The organism is Streptomyces sp. NPDC001980 (assembly GCF_040296885.1).
Lineage (GTDB): Bacteria > Actinomycetota > Actinomycetes > Streptomycetales > Streptomycetaceae > Streptomyces.
This window is the reverse complement of the sequence record NZ_JBEOYD010000005.1, coordinates 195,927-210,577: the sequence shown is the minus strand read 5'-3', so window position 1 is coordinate 210,577 and position 14,651 is coordinate 195,927. Positions and strand designations below refer to the sequence as shown.

Below are 14,651 nucleotides of genomic sequence, written 5' to 3'. Positions count from 1 at the left end.
TCTGCCGCAATCTGCCTGGATCTGCCGGAGCAGGTGCGCGAGCGGGTCCTCAGGCCTTGCGGGCCCGCGTCGTCTTCTTCGCGGGGGTCGTCTTCTTCGTGACCCCGGCCGTCTTCTTCGTCGCCGCGTTGTCGGCGTTGTCGGCGTTGTCGACGGCCGTGGCGGTCGCCGTCCTTCTCGCCGTCGACTTCGCCGCGACGGTCTTCTTCGCCGCGGCCGTCTTCTTCGCCGCTGTCCTGCGCGGTGCCTTCACCGAGCTGGCGTCGCTGATGCGGTCGGCACCGAGGACCTCGCGCAGGAACTTGCCGGTGTGGCTGGCCGGGACTCCGGCGACCTCCTCCGGCGTACCCTCCGCAACGACGAGTCCGCCGCCGGCTCCGCCCTCGGGACCCATGTCGACGACCCAGTCGGCGGTCTTGATCACGTCGAGGTTGTGCTCGATGACGATGACCGTGTTGCCCTTGTCGACCAGGCCCCCGAGGACCTTCAGCAGCTTGCTGATGTCCTCGAAGTGCAGACCGGTGGTCGGCTCGTCCAGGACGTAGACCGTGCGGCCGGTGGAGCGCTTCTGCAGTTCGCTGGCGAGCTTCACGCGCTGCGCCTCGCCGCCGGACAGGGTGGTGGCGGACTGGCCGAGGCGGACGTAGCCGAGGCCGACGTCCTTCAGCGTGTTCAGGTGGCGGGCGATCGACGGGACGGCCTCGAAGAACGCCGTGGCCTCCTCGATCGGCATGTTCAGGACCTCGGAGATGGACTTGCCCTTGTAGTGGACCTCCAGGGTCTCCCGGTTGTACCGGGCACCGTGGCAGACCTCGCACGGGACGTAGACGTCCGGGAGGAAGTTCATCTCGATCTTGATGGTGCCGTCGCCCGCGCAGTTCTCGCAGCGGCCGCCCTTGACGTTGAAGGAGAAGCGGCCCGGCAGGTAACCGCGGACCTTGGCCTCGGTGGTCTCGGCGAACAGCTTGCGGATGTGGTCGAAGACGCCCGTGTACGTCGCCGGGTTCGAGCGCGGGGTGCGGCCGATGGGCGACTGGTCGACGTGCACGACCTTGTCGACGAGGTCGTCGCCGTCCACGCGCGTGTGCCGGCCGGGGACGTTCCGCGCGCCGTTCAGCTCGCGGGCCAGGTGCGTGTACAGGATGTCGTTGACCAGCGTCGACTTGCCGGAGCCGGACACGCCCGTGACGGCCGTGAAGACTCCCAGCGGGAACGACACGTCGATGTCCTGCAGGTTGTTCTCGCGGGCGCCGTGCACGGTGAGCCGGCGGGACGGGTCCTGCGGGCGGCGGATGTCGGGCAGCGGGATCGACTTCCTGCCCGACAGGTACTGGCCGGTCTGCGACTCGTCGTTGGCGAGCAGCTCCTTCAGGGAGCCGCTGTGCACGACCTTGCCGCCGTGCTCGCCGGCGCCGGGGCCGATGTCCACGACCCAGTCGGCGACCTTGATGGTGTCCTCGTCGTGCTCGACGACGATGAGCGTGTTGCCCATGTCGCGCAGCCGGACCAGGGTCTCGATCAGCCGGTGGTTGTCGCGCTGGTGCAGGCCGATCGACGGCTCGTCGAGGACGTACAGGACGCCGACGAGGCCGGAGCCGATCTGCGTGGCCAGGCGGATGCGCTGGGCCTCGCCGCCGGAGAGGGTGCCGGCCGCGCGGTTCAGCGAGAGGTAGTCCAGGCCGACGTCGACCAGGAACCGCAGCCGCTCGTTGACCTCCTTGAGCACACGCTCGGCGATCTTCTTGTCGCGCGCGTTGAGCCTGAGCTCGCCCAGGAAGTCCGCGCAGTCGCTGATGGACATCGCGGAGACCTCGGCGATCGACTTCTCCATGATCGTGACCGCGAGGACGATCGGCTTCAGGCGCGTGCCCTGACAGGTCGGGCAGGGCACCTCGCGCATGTAGCCCTCGAAGCGCTCGCGGCTGGCGTCGCTCTCGGCCTCGCTGTGCCGGCGCTTGACGAACGGCACGGCGCCCTCGAAGGGCGTGGTGTACACGCGCTCGCGGCCGTACCGGTTGCGGTAGCGGACCTCGATCTGCGTCTTGTGGCCGTAGAGGAGGGCCTTCTTGGCACGCTGCGGCAGCCCGGCGAAGGGGATGTCGGTGCGGAAGCCCAGCGCGTCGGCGAGGGCGCCGATCAGGCGGCCGAAGTAGTCCTTGGTGTGGCCGTGCGACCAGGGGTGGATGGCACCCTCGTCGAGCGACTTGTCCTCGTCCGGGACGATCAGCTCCGGGTCGACCTCCATGCGCGTGCCGATGCCGGTGCACTCGGGGCAGGCGCCGAAGGGCGAGTTGAAGGAGAAGGAGCGGGGCTCCAGCTCCTCGAAGGACAGGTCGTCGTACGGGCAGTACAGGTGCTCCGAGTACATGCGCTCGCGCTCCGGGTCGTCCTCTGGGAGGTCGACGAAGTCGAGCACGACCATGCCGCCGGACAGGCCGAGCGCGGTCTCCACGGAGTCGGTGAGGCGGCGCTTGGCGGTGTCCTTCACCGTGAGGCGGTCGACGACCACCTCGATGGTGTGCTTCTCCTGCTTCTTCAGCGTCGGGGGTTCGGAGAGCTGGACGGTCTCGCCGTCCACGCGCGCGCGGGAGTAGCCCTTGGTCTGGAGGTCGGCGAAGAGGTCGACGAACTCGCCCTTGCGCTCGCGCACCAGCGGCGAGAGCACCTGGAAGCGGCTCCCCTCCGGCAGCTCCAGGACCCTGTCCACGATGGCCTGCGGGGACTGGCGCGAGATCGGCCGGCCGCACTCGGGGCAGTGCGGCTTGCCGATGCGCGCGAAGAGCAGCCGCAGGTAGTCGTAGACCTCGGTGATGGTGCCGACCGTCGAGCGCGGGTTGCGCGAGGTCGACTTCTGGTCGATGGACACCGCAGGGGACAGGCCCTCGATGAAGTCCACGTCCGGCTTGTCCATCTGCCCGAGGAACTGGCGGGCGTACGAGGAGAGCGACTCCACGTAGCGACGCTGGCCCTCGGCGAAGATCGTGTCGAAGGCCAGGGAGGACTTGCCCGACCCGGACAGACCCGTGAAGACGATGAGCGAGTCACGAGGCAGGTCGAGCGAGACGTTCTTCAGGTTGTGCTCGCGCGCGCCACGGACGATGAGACGGTCGGCCACAGCCGGTCCGCACCTTTCTTGAGAGAAGTGACAGGGGCAGGGCCCCGTGCTTCTTCAGACTAGGGGGAGCCACTGACAACGCCGGTCGGATTCCTGGATGCATCAACAATCCCGGACCATCCAGCATGCCCGACGCCGCCACCGACGATATAGCACGCGCATTCGATTTACGGAGCCCATGCGAAACCTTCACCCGAAGGTGTGGCAGGGCTACTGTCAGCCCCATGATTGATCACGCTCATGACCTGGCGTCTGTACATGAAGCGACCGGACGGCTCCTCACCGCAGCCGCCGCACTGGACAACGCGGCCGGCGCGCGACCGTCACGGCTGCCCGGCTGGACGGTCGGCCACGTTCTGGCCCACCTCGCCCGCAACGCGGACGCGCTCGCCAACGTGCTGGACGGACGTCCCATGTACGTCTCCGCCGAGGCACGGGACGCCGACATCGACCGGGACGCACCGCGCGCGCTCGGCGCCCAGCTCGAAGACCTGCGCGCGAGCCACGACGGATTCCGGGCCCGGGCGGCCGAGCCCGCGGACTGGACGCGCTCGGTGGAACTGCGCAACGGGGTCACCGACATCGCCGCCAGGGTGCCATTCCGCCGCTGGGCCGAGGTCGAGCTGCACCATGTCGATCTCGGGATCGGGTACGAGCTGGAGGATCTCCCGGCGGAGTTCACCGAGCGGGAGATCGACTTTCTGGTGGATCGCTTCGGCGGGCACCAGGAGGTCCCGTCGACCGGTCTGCGCAGCGACAGCGGCCAGGTCTGGACGACGGGCGGTGGCGCCCCGGGAGGTCCGATCGCCGTCGAGGGATCCGCCGCCGACCTGCTGGGCTGGCTCGCCGGCCGCCGCGCCGGCTCGGCCCTGGTGGTGAAGGGCGGCGCGCTGCCCGCGCTTCCGCCGCTGTAGTGCGCGTGCAGCGCGCGGCGCATCGGCACCCGCTCCCCGCTATAGGCTGACCGCCATGACGTACAGCGGAGAGGTCACGGTCGGCGGACCGGCGGACGTGCACGAGCTCAAGGACCTGATGATCACCAAGATCGCGGTCGGGCCGATGGACAACAACGCCTATCTGCTGCGCTGCCGCGCCACCGACGAGCAACTGCTGATCGACGCGGCCAACGACGCGGAGACGCTCCTCGGCATGATCGGTGACGACGGCATCGCGTCCGTCGTCACCACGCATCAGCACGGCGACCACTGGCAGGCGCTGGCCGAGGTCGTCGCCGCCACCGGCGCGCGCACCTACGCGGGCCGCGAGGACGCCCCCGGCATCCCGGTCACCACCGACGTCCTCGTCGGCGACGGCGACGTGATCCGGGTCGGCCGCGTCGAACTGACCGCCCGCCATCTGGTCGGCCACACCCCGGGCTCCATCGCCCTGGTCTACGACGACCCGCACGGCCATCCGCACGTCTTCACCGGGGACTGCCTCTTCCCCGGCGGTGTCGGCAACACGCGCAAGGACGCGAAGGCCTTCGCGAGCCTGATCCGCGACGTCGAGACGAAGATCTTCGACGTGCTCCCGGACGAGACCTGGGTGTACCCGGGGCACGGCAACGACACCACGTTGGGCACGGAACGCCCGCACCTGCCGGAGTGGCACGCGCGCGGGTGGTGAGTGCGGGGCGCCCAGGTGGTGAGCGCGGGGCGCGCGGGTGGTGAGCGCGGGGCGCGCAGGCCCATCGCGCGCCCCGTGTGAACAGTTCGCACGCGCCGGCATCCGGCGCACGCTCCCCGCGCGCGCCGTTGCGCGGTCAACTGGTGGCAGCCCCGCACAGGATGACGGCTCCTGCGCGGTACGGGCCGCCGGTCATCATTCCCCGCCCTCGGCCGGCGGCCCCGGCGTGTCCGCTCCCCCACGCGCAGCGTTCACAAAACCGCAACACCCGTTCCCAGTATGCGGACAAACACCCGCTTGACGTGGACAAACGCGGCGTTCGCTGTCACTCTCCCGCCATGCACCCTGCCCCGAGCGCACTGCGCCGCGCTGCCGCCGCTGCCACCATAGCCCTGCTCGCCACCGCCGTCGGCTGCGCTCCGCAGCCGGACGACAAGGCGTCCGGCGGGTCCTCCTCATCGGCCGGAACCACCTGCGCCAAGGGCAAGTTGGCCACCCAGACCTCCGGCAAGTTGACGATCGCGACGGACGAACCGGCCTACGAGCCGTGGTTCAAGGACGACAAGCCGGCCAACGGCGAGGGCTTCGAGTCGGCGGTCGCATACGCCGTGGCGAAGCAGCTGGGGTACGACAAGAGCGCGGTCGTCTGGCAGAGCGTGCCGTTCAACAAGGCGTTCGCGCCCGGTGTGAAGACCTTCGACTTCGACATCAACCAGGTGTCCATCAGCGCAGAGCGCAAGAAGGCCGTGGACTTCTCGTCCGGCTACTACGACGTGCGTCAGGCGGTCGTCGCGCTCAAGGGCAGCAAAGCCGCCAAGGCGACGGACATCGCGGATCTGAAGGGTCTCAAACTGGGCGCCCAGGTCGGCACGACCAGCCTCAACTACATCAGCGACGTGGTGAAGCCGTCGCAGGAGGCGGCCGCGTTCTCCAAGAACGACCAGGCCATCTCGGCACTCAAGAACGGCCAGGTGGACGCGATCGTCGTCGACCTGCCGACGGCCTTCTACGTCACCGCGGCCCAGGTGACGAACGCCAAGATCGTCGGCCAGTTCGAGAACCAGAGCGGTACGCCCGAGCAGTTCGGGCTCGTGCTGGACAAGGGCAGCGGCCTCACGTCCTGCGTGACGTCGGCCGTGGACGCCCTGCGCCAGGACGGCACCCTGGCGAAGCTCGAGAAGCAGTGGCTGTCCGACGCCGTCGACGCTCCGGTGCTCAAGTGACGGTCACGAAGGACGAGTCCGGCCAGGAGGGTGCGGACGACAAGGGCGACATGTCCGCCGGTGCCCCCGCGGGCGCCGACGGTTACACCCCCTCCGAACGGCGGCTGGAGCGGGAGCGCTACAAGCGTGCCCGCGCCCGTCGCGCGACGGCGATCGCGGCGCTGTCGACTCTGGTCACGGCCGTCGTCCTGTACGTGGTCGTGGTCAGCGCGCCGGGCTGGGAGCGCACCAAGGAGACCTTCTTCGACGGGCAGTACGCGCGCGAGGCGTTCCCCAAGGTCCTCGAAGGTCTCTGGCTCAACGTCCGGCTGCTGCTGATCTGCGGCGTGCTGGTGCTCGTCCTCGGCATGCTGATCGCCATCGCCCGCACGCTGCCGGGGCCGGTGTTCTTCCCGCTGCGGGCGCTGGCGGCGGCGTACACGGACTTCTTCCGTGGTCTGCCGCTGATCATCAACCTGATGATCGTGGTCTTCGGGGTACCCGCGCTGCGCCTCCAGGGCGTGACCGTCGACCCCGTGCTGCTGGGCGGTACGGCGCTGACCCTGACGTACTCCGCCTACGTCGCCGAGGTGTTCCGCGCGGGCATCGAGTCCGTGCACCCCTCGCAGCGCGCCGCGGCCCGCTCGCTGGGGCTGACCAACCGGCAGGCGCTGCGGTACGTGGTGCTCCCCCAGGCCGTGCGCCGTCAGGTGCCGCCCCTGCTGAACGACCTGGTGTCGCTGCAGAAGGACACCGGGCTCGTGTCCATCGGCGGTGCCATCGACGCGGTACGGGCGGCCGACATCATCGCCCAGCGCAGCCTCAACTACACGCCGTACATCGTCGCCGGCCTGGTCTTCGTGGCGCTGACCATCCCGATGACCCGTTTCACGGACTGGGTGACGGCCCGGATGGACCGGCAGCGCGCCCAGGGAGGATCCATATGAGCGACGCTCCTGTTCTGCGCATGGAGTCCGTCCGCAAGACGTTCGGGGATTCGGTCGTGCTGCGGGACGTGGACCTGGAGGTCGCTCCGCACACGGTGACGGCGCTGATCGGCGCCTCCGGGTCCGGCAAGTCGACGTTGCTGCGCTGCGCCAACCTCCTGGAGGAGATCGACGACGGCGCGATCTGGCTGGGCGACGAGGAGATCACCGACCCGCGCGCCGACCAGGACGCGGTGCGCCGCCGTATCGGCGTGGTCTTCCAGGCGTACAACCTCTTCCCGCACATGACCGTGCTGGACAACATCACCCTGGCGCCGCGGCGGGTGCACGGCGTCTCCCGCGCGGAGGCCGAGGAGCGGGCCGGGGAGCTCCTTGAACGCCTCGGACTGGGCGGCAAGGCGGGCGCCTACCCCGACCGGCTGAGCGGCGGTCAGCAGCAGCGGGTGGCGATCGTACGCGCCCTGGCGGTGCGGCCCCGGCTGCTGCTGCTCGACGAGATCACCGCCGCCCTCGATCCGGAGCTGGTGGGCGAGGTGCTCACCGTGGTCCGTGACCTGAAGGGCGAGGGGATGACCATGGTGCTGGCGACGCACGAGATGGGCTTCGCCCGGGACGTCGCCGACCAGGTCTGCTTCCTCGACGGCGGCGTCGTACTCGAACGCGGCACCGCCGAGCAGGTGTTCGGTGATCCGCAGCAGGAGCGCACCCGGCGCTTCCTGCGGCGGATCGTGGAGGCCGGACGGCTCTGAGGCGCTACGCGTCCGCGGTCGCGGCGCCGACCAGTGCCGCCACCCGCTCCACGCCGAACACATATCCCTGCACGCCGCATCCGGCGATCACGCCGTCGGCGCGCAGGGAGACGTAGGAGTGGTGCCGGAACGACTCGCGCTTGTGGATGTTGGAGATGTGGACCTCCAACACCGGCATGCCGTCACAGGTGTTGAGGGCGTCCAGGATCGCGACCGAGGTGTGCGAGTAGGCGCCCGGGTTGATGACGATGCCGCAGTGGTCGAGGCGGGCCTCGTGGATCCAGTCGACCAGTTCGCCCTCGTGGTTGGACTGCCGGAAGTCCACGGTGCCGCCGTGCGCGGCCGCCGCCTTGGCGCACAGGGCCTCGATGTCGGCGAGCGTGTCGGAGCCGTAGATCTCGGGCTGGCGCTGGCCCAGCAGGTTCAGGTTGGGCCCGTTGAGGATCATGATCGGGGCGTTGGCCAGGGTGCGGGGCACGATTCCTCCGGTCCGTGGGAAATCCATGGGAAAGACGAACGGCCCGGGAGGGACCGCTGTTCGGTCCGGTCTATCACGGTGCGCGGCGGCTCCTGTGAGGGGCGTCTCACCACCGCGCGCCCCCGTAACCCGCGATCACCCTGGGTAGTTGACGGAGCATGCATGATGCACGCACCGTAAGGGCCCCCGCGATGCTGCGGCTGGCGGCCGCTTCACTCACCGGGACCGCGATCGAGTTCTACGACTTCTTCGTCTACGGGACGGCCGCGGCGCTCGTCCTGGGACCGCTGTTCTTCCCGACGTTCTCGCCGCTCGCGGGGACGCTGGCGGCGTTCGGGACGTTCGGTGTGGGGTTCGTGGCCCGGCCGTTGGGCTCGGTGCTGTTCGGGCACTTCGGTGACCGGCGCGGCCGGCGCCCGGTGCTGTTCGCGTCCCTGCTGCTGACGGGCGCGTCGACGGTCTCGGTCGGGTTCGTGCCGTCGTACGACAGTATCGGCATGGCCGCCCCGGTGCTGCTGCTGGTACTGCGCTTTCTGCAGGGGCTGGGGCTCGGCGGGGAGTGGGGCGGGGCGGTGCTGCTGACCGCGGAGCACGCGCCCGCGGGACGGCGCGCCCTGTGGTCGAGCTTTCCGCAGATCGGTCCGGCCATCGGCTTCCTCCTCGCCAACGGCGTGATGCTGGTCCTGTCGGCGTCCCTGACGGACGCCCAGTTCGCGCAGTGGGGGTGGCGGGTGCCGTTCTGGGCGGCCGGGGCGCTGGCGCTGGGCGGGCTGTGGCTGCGCTCGGCGCTCCCCGAGAGTCCGCAGTTCCTGGAGATCGAGGAGCCCGCGCGCATGCCGTTCGCCGAGGTCGTACGGCACCACTGGCGGCTGGTGCTGCTGACGGCGGGAGCGCTCGCGGTCGGGTACGCGGTGTTCTACGCGGTGACGACCTGGTCGCTGGCGTACGGGACGGAGCGGCTCGGGGTGAGCCGTACCGTCATGCTGACGTGTGTCATGGCGGCCGTCGTCGTGAAGGGGGCGCTCACGCCGGTGATGGCCCTGCTGGGCGACCGCTACGGGCGGCGGGCGCTGTGCCTGGTGGGGTGCACGGCCTCGGCGCTGTGGATGTTCCCGATGGTCGCGCTGCTCGCGACCGGACAGCCGCTGCTGATGTTCCTCGGGTTCACCGGTGCCCTGGTCGCCTTCATCACCATGTTCGCGGTGGTCGCCGCCTATCTGCCGGAGCTGTACGAGCCCCGGGTGCGCTGCACCGGTGCCGCCGTCGGCTACAACCTCGGCGGGGTCCTTGGGGGCGCGCTGACGCCGATCGTGGCGACGGCGCTGGCGGAGCACAGCGGGCGCGTGCCCTGGGCCGTGGGGGCGTATCTGACGGCGATCGCGCTGCTGAGCCTGGGGTGCTTCGCGCTGCTGCCGGAGACGCGTCCGGTGCCGGTGGCGGCGGTCGAGCCGGTCGCCGGGTGAGGGCTTCCGGAGCCGCTACGGGTTGATCGCAAGTTCCAGGTAGGCGGCGAACAGCACCAGGTGGACGCCGCCCTGCAGCGGTGTGGCCCGGCCCGGCACCACCGTCAGGGAGCTGACCACCACGGTCAGGGCGAGCAACAGCATGTGGGTGGCGCCGAGGCCGAGGACCAGCGGGCCGGAGAGCCATACGGAGGCGAGGGCCACGGCGGGGATGGTCAGGCCGATGCTGGCCATGGCCGAACCGAGCGCCAGGTTGAGACTGGTCTGCACGCGGTCACGGCGGGCCGAGCGCAGGGCGGCGATGGTCTCGGGGAGCAGTACCAGCAGGGCGATGACCACGCCGACCACGGCCTGGTGCAGGCCGGCCGCCGCCACGCCGGACTCGATCGTCGGCGACACTCCCTTGGCCAGTCCGACGACCCCGACGAGCGCGAGGCCGAGCAGGCCGAGGCTGATCCAGGCGGCGCGCGCGGACGGGGCCGCGGCGTGGTCGTCGGCGGTGATCACCTCGCCCTGCCGGGTGATGGGCAGGAAGTAGTCGCGGTGCCGCACGGTCTGGGTGGCCACGAACAGGCCGTACAGGATCAGTGACGACAGGGCCGCGAAGGTCAGCTGGACGCCGGAGAACTCCGGGCCCGGTCTGCTGGTGGTGAAGGTCGGCAGTACGAGGCTGAGCGTGGCCAGGGTGGCCACGGTCGCCAGGGCGGCGCCGGTGCCCTCGGGGTTGAAGACCGCGGTGCCGTGGCGGAGTGAGGCGACGAGGAGGCAGAGGCCGACGATGCCGTTGCACGTGATCATCACGGCCGCGAAGACGGTGTCCCGGGCCAGGGTGGAGCTCTTGTCGCCGCCGTCGACCATGAGGGTGACGATCAGGGCGACCTCGATGACCGTGACGGCGATGGCGAGGACCAGGGAACCGAAGGGTTCGCCGACCCGGTGGGCCACGACCTCGGCGTGATGGACCGCGGCGAGGACCGATCCGGCGAGGACCACGGTCACCAGCGCGACGACCGCGCCGGGCAGACTGCGGCCCCAGGTGAACAGGAGCAGGACGACCGCGAGCACCGGCACGAGGAGCGTCCACTGGGTGGTGAGCGACCTGAGCCGAGTGATCATGCAGCGATGGTGGCAGAGGCGTACAGGCTTCGCATTCCGGTCTTTTCGGGCTCCCGGGGGCCTGCCGCCGGCGCGGCGCGGCCCCCGGATCGTACGGCTGCGGTCGGTTTCGGGCGATTACGTGAAGTCGGTCAGGTCCACGACGTCACAGTCGGTGAAGGACGGCGGCCGAGTGCACAGGGCGGCCATCTGCTCGGCGAACTTGCTCGTCTCGGGGTCGCTGCTGTTCTGCATGGCCTCCTCGTAGGAGTTGAACTCGATCACGCCGAGGTAGCGTCCTGGCCGGCTCCGGTCGCTGAGGATCAGGCGGCGTGTGGGGCTGTTCTCGCGGCCGGCGAGCCGACCGCCCATCTCGTCGGCGAGGGCCTTCATCTCGTCGATGCGGTCGGTCTCGAAGTCGATGATCTGGACGAATGTCACGGTTGCCTCCACCGGGCGGCGGCGTCCCCGGACCGGGGACGTTCCGCCACCCAACGAAGCATCCGGAGCGGTGGGGCGGCAATGTGCTTCGCACCTCTGCGCGGGGTGGTTGTTCCTACGTCCGACGTGGTCAGACGTCGATGCTGTCCTTCGGAGCGCCTTCGCTCGGAGCCTGCGCCGCCTCGGCCGCCGCCTGCTTCCTGGAGGCCCTCAGGCTGGTGATCGTGGTGACGATCAGGACCGCGCAGATCACGCCGAGCGAGACCGGGATGCTGATCTCCGGGACATGGACGCCGGACTCGTGCAGCGCGTGCAGCACCAGCTTGACGCCGATGAAGCCGAGGATGATCGACAGGCCGTAGGAGAGGTGGACCAGCTTCCTCAGCAGTCCGCCGATGAGGAAGTACAGCTGCCGCAGACCCATCAGCGCGAAGGCGTTGGCCGTGAAGACGATGTACGGGTCCTGCGTCAGGCCGAAGATCGCGGGGATGGAGTCCAGCGCGAACAGGACGTCGGTCGTACCGATCGCGAGCATCACGACCAGCATCGGGGTCATGACCCGCTTGCCGTTCTGCTGGATCCACAGCTTGGTGCCGTGGTAGCGGTCGGCCACGCCGAACCTGCGCTCGGCGGCCTTGAGCAGCTTGTTCTCCTCGAACTCCTCTTCCTCCTGGTCGGCCCGGGCCTCCTGGATCAGCTTCCAGGCGGTCCAGATCAGGAAGGCGCCGAAGAGGAAGAAGACCCACGAGAAGCTGGCGAGGATCGCGGCGCCCGCAGCGATGAACACGGCCCGCAGCACCAGGGCTATGAGGACACCGAAGAGCAGCACCCGCTGCTGGTACTGCGAGGGCACGGCGAACTTCGCCATGATCAGGACGAAGACGAAGAGGTTGTCGACGCTCAGCGACTTCTCGGTGATGAAGCCCGCGAAGAACTCGCCGGCGGGCTGGCCGCCGCCGAAGACGAGCAGGCCGAGGCCGAAGAGTCCTGCCAGGGCGATCCAGACGACGGTCCAGATTCCGGCTTCCTTGACGGACACGTCATGCGGCTTGCGGCCGATGAAGAAGTCGACCGTGATCAGGGCGGCCAGCCCCAGGATGGTGAGGACCCAAAGGGTCACGGATACATCCACTGTTGCCTCCGGTTAGTGAACGGCAAAGATTCGCGTTGCGCTACCGGAGGTCTCTTCCACCCGGGACGGGCCGACGCCCCGGGATCCGACCGGATCCGTATTGACGGGTACGCCGCAGCAGACAGGGAGTACTCCCCTCCGTGCGGAAAACACTACCCCAATCACCAAGGAAAGGTAAAGCGATTGGCAAAAGAAAGGCCAAGTTACCTGGTCAGGGCACTTTACATACGCTTGGTGCGAGCTGTCGCGACCTGGGTGAGAACCTGCTGGAGCACCTGGCTGCCGGGCGGTACAAGGCCGGGCTCGTATGTCCAGGCATGCCCCACCCAGGGATCGGCCAGGTGATCGTCCGGTACCGGCGTGAGTCGCATCAGTGAACGCCAGAGCGGACCGAGCAACGGGCCGTAGGCAACGGCGTCCTCACGATCGGCGACCAACAGCAGATGGACGCCGGCGTCCGGGCCCTCGTCCGCGAGATAGCGAAGCTGGGTGACGGCCCGGTCGTCGAAGCCGTGCGGAAAGTCGTTCACGATCAGCAGCTGCCGCGAGGTGTCCAGACCGGGCGGCAGCGCGTCGGGCGCACCGCCCCGCACCGCCATCTGCACCAGGTCGACGCGCTCCGTGAGCCGCCCGAGCACACCGGCCACACCGGCGGCGCCCGTCGCGGGCGGCGCGTCCAGCGCACCGGCCCCGGTCAGCGGTGCGAACGCGGACGCGCCGGCACCCGCCGGATCGATGACCTGCACGCCGAACTCCCCTGCCGGATGCACGGCGAGGAGCCGGGCCGCGAGCGCCACCGCCGTCTGCAGAGCGAGGTGCCGCAGCTCACCCGCCTCCTCGAACGGGGATGTGTCGGGGACGCCGCCGTCGATCCACAGGCCCCGCTCCAGGGGCAGCCGGACCAGCATCGGGATGCGCAGCGGGGCGCTCTCCGGGAGGTGGAGGTCACCCAGCCTGATGGCCATCGGCGGCTCCGTCGGTACCCGGTAGCCGTGCCAGACCGGGTTGTCCCAGCGGGCGTACGCAGGTGGCAACGCGGGCTCCACCACCTCGGACTCGGCGGTGAGCTGGGCGAGGTCCCGGTCGAGCGCCGCTCGCGCCTGGTCGACCAGCTGGGCCTGTCGGGCCTGGGCCGCTTCGCGTGCGGCGTCGCCCGCCGAGCCCAGGCGGCTGCGTGGGTCGGAGAGGACCTGGTCGAGCTCCTTCTCCATGCGCGACTCGGCGAAGTCGACAGCGCTGCGATAGGCGGCGGTGGAGCGGGCCAGGTCCTCGAACATGCCCCAGACCTGGTTGTAGAGCCGCTCGTCCATGGACCAGCCGGCGGCGTCACCCGCGACGGGCGGCGCGGGCCCGTCCGCCGGGGCCGCCGCGGCCTCGGGGGCCGGGGGCTGGGACGCCCGGCGGCGCTTCGGATGCGTGTAGTCGATGGGGCCGCCCGTGGAGGTGGCGGCCGCCGAGCCGTCCGGCCCGCCGGAAGCCGGGGGCCTGCCACCGTCGTCGGGCGTCGGCTCCGGCTCGACAGGCCCGTCGGAGGGGGAAGGTCGGCCGGCGCTGTCGCCGGGTGCCTGGACGTCGTACGGAGACCCGGCTGCGGCGGCGGTGCCCGGCAGGTCGGGGCCCGCGACGGAGGCGGCCGTGCGCCGGGAGCGGTCGGTGTCCGTGGTGCGGGCGGTGTCCGTGGTGCGGGCGGTGTCCGTGGTGCGGGCGGGCACAGAGCGGGCCAGGCCGCGCGCCACCGCTTCCTCGATCCCGCGGGCGAGTTCGGCGGCCTGGGGCAGGCCCTGATCGGTGAGGAGCCCCGTCAGGCCCTCCGCGTAGCCCTGGCCCACCGCGCGGATCTTCCAGGCGGCCTGGCGGCGGTAGAGCTCCAGGGCGACGACCGCCGACTCGGCGTCCAGGCCGGCGAGGGTGTAGCCGGCGACCTCGATGCCGTCGAGTCCGGTGACCGCGGCGCGCGGCGCGGCGAGGGCGCCGAAGCGGAGCGGCCCGCCGGGCGCGGCGGGCAGTGCGATCAGGACGCTGACCCGGTGCACGGTCTCGGGCATGGCGTCGAGGTCGACGGCGAGCCGGTGTTCGGCGGCCGCCTGCCGGGAGACCTCGATCCCGGGCAGTGTGGGCGCGCCCGGATGGGCCACCCCGTCGGCGCCCCGTACCCGGCCGCTCTCGTCGGCGAGGGTGGCCCCGGCCACGACCGGCACGTCGGCCGAGATCCGGATCTCGATCCGGTTCCGCGAGAGCGGATGGTTCTGCCCGCGCACCAGCTCGGCCGCCATTGCCCACGTCCCCCTGTGTGTCGTGTCCTCGTGTGCCGCCGGGCCCCCGCAAAGCGCTCCGCTGGAAGTGCCGCAACGGGTCGTCCGACGTCTGCTGCGCCGTAGAGGCCGGCCGCGCCCACGCGGCGGA

The 14,651-nt window shown here is 70.4% G+C and carries 12 protein-coding genes; 6 read left to right on the top strand and 6 right to left on the bottom strand.

What is annotated here, in order from left to right; genetic code table 11:
- Positions 1–49: 49 nt before the first annotated feature.
- On the bottom strand, positions 50–3,115 hold the full coding sequence (gene uvrA, locus ABT137_RS09880; protein WP_351705258.1) for an excinuclease ABC subunit UvrA: 3,066 nt from the start codon (positions 3,113–3,115) through the stop codon (positions 50–52).
- 224 nt (positions 3,116–3,339) lie between these two features.
- On the opposite strand from uvrA, the gene ABT137_RS09875 reads away from it, so the two are divergent.
- The 5 genes from ABT137_RS09875 to ABT137_RS09855 all read left to right on the top strand — a co-directional run bounded on the left by ABT137_RS09875 (position 3,340) and on the right by ABT137_RS09855 (position 7,639).
- The gene (locus tag ABT137_RS09875) at positions 3,340–4,029 is read left to right on the top strand and encodes a maleylpyruvate isomerase family mycothiol-dependent enzyme (protein ID WP_351705255.1); all 690 of its coding nucleotides are present in this window, start codon (positions 3,340–3,342) and stop codon (positions 4,027–4,029) included.
- 55 nt (positions 4,030–4,084) lie between these two features.
- Positions 4,085–4,741: an MBL fold metallo-hydrolase gene (locus ABT137_RS09870; protein ID WP_351705252.1), complete on the top strand. Its 657-nt coding sequence runs from the start codon at positions 4,085–4,087 to the stop codon at positions 4,739–4,741.
- 338 nt (positions 4,742–5,079) lie between these two features.
- Positions 5,080–5,964: an ABC transporter substrate-binding protein gene (locus ABT137_RS09865; RefSeq protein ID WP_351705249.1), complete on the top strand. Its 885-nt coding sequence runs from the start codon at positions 5,080–5,082 to the stop codon at positions 5,962–5,964.
- On the top strand, positions 5,961–6,890 hold the full coding sequence (locus ABT137_RS09860) for an amino acid ABC transporter permease (RefSeq protein ID WP_351705246.1): 930 nt from the start codon (positions 5,961–5,963) through the stop codon (positions 6,888–6,890). The genes ABT137_RS09865 and ABT137_RS09860 overlap by 4 nt, the downstream gene beginning before the upstream one ends.
- Positions 6,887–7,639 (top strand): amino acid ABC transporter ATP-binding protein, encoded by a 753-nt coding sequence (locus ABT137_RS09855; protein WP_351705243.1) that lies wholly within the window; start codon positions 6,887–6,889, stop codon positions 7,637–7,639. The genes ABT137_RS09860 and ABT137_RS09855 overlap by 4 nt, the downstream gene beginning before the upstream one ends.
- Before the next feature lie 4 nt (positions 7,640–7,643).
- On the opposite strand, the gene aroQ is transcribed toward ABT137_RS09855, so the two are convergent.
- Positions 7,644–8,117 carry a type II 3-dehydroquinate dehydratase gene (aroQ, locus tag ABT137_RS09850; RefSeq protein WP_351705240.1) on the bottom strand — a complete coding sequence of 158 codons (474 nt, stop codon included), beginning with the start codon at positions 8,115–8,117 and terminating at the stop codon, positions 7,644–7,646.
- Between the two features lie 158 nt (positions 8,118–8,275).
- Here aroQ and ABT137_RS09845 point away from each other — a divergent pair, with 158 nt between their 5' ends.
- On the top strand, positions 8,276–9,580 hold the full coding sequence (locus ABT137_RS09845; protein ID WP_351705237.1) for an MFS transporter: 1,305 nt from the start codon (positions 8,276–8,278) through the stop codon (positions 9,578–9,580).
- A 15-nt stretch (positions 9,581–9,595) separates the two neighbouring features.
- On the opposite strand, the gene ABT137_RS09840 is transcribed toward ABT137_RS09845, so the two are convergent.
- The 4 genes from ABT137_RS09840 to ABT137_RS09825 all read right to left on the bottom strand — a co-directional run bounded on the left by ABT137_RS09840 (position 9,596) and on the right by ABT137_RS09825 (position 14,521).
- Positions 9,596–10,696, bottom strand: a complete 1,101-nt coding sequence (locus ABT137_RS09840; protein WP_351705234.1) for a calcium:cation antiporter — start codon at positions 10,694–10,696, stop codon at positions 9,596–9,598.
- A gap of 117 nt (positions 10,697–10,813) precedes the next feature.
- Complete coding sequence (locus tag ABT137_RS09835) at positions 10,814–11,116, bottom strand: hypothetical protein (RefSeq protein WP_351705231.1); 303 nt, start codon at positions 11,114–11,116, stop codon at positions 10,814–10,816.
- A 130-nt stretch (positions 11,117–11,246) separates the two neighbouring features.
- A complete protein-coding gene (locus ABT137_RS09830; RefSeq protein WP_351705228.1) occupies positions 11,247–12,248 on the bottom strand; it encodes a TerC family protein in 1,002 nt (333 codons plus the stop codon).
- Positions 12,249–12,469: 221 nt separating this feature from the next.
- Positions 12,470–14,521, bottom strand: a complete 2,052-nt coding sequence (locus tag ABT137_RS09825; protein ID WP_351705225.1) for a TerD family protein — start codon at positions 14,519–14,521, stop codon at positions 12,470–12,472.
- Between the last annotated feature and the right edge of the window lie 130 nt (positions 14,522–14,651).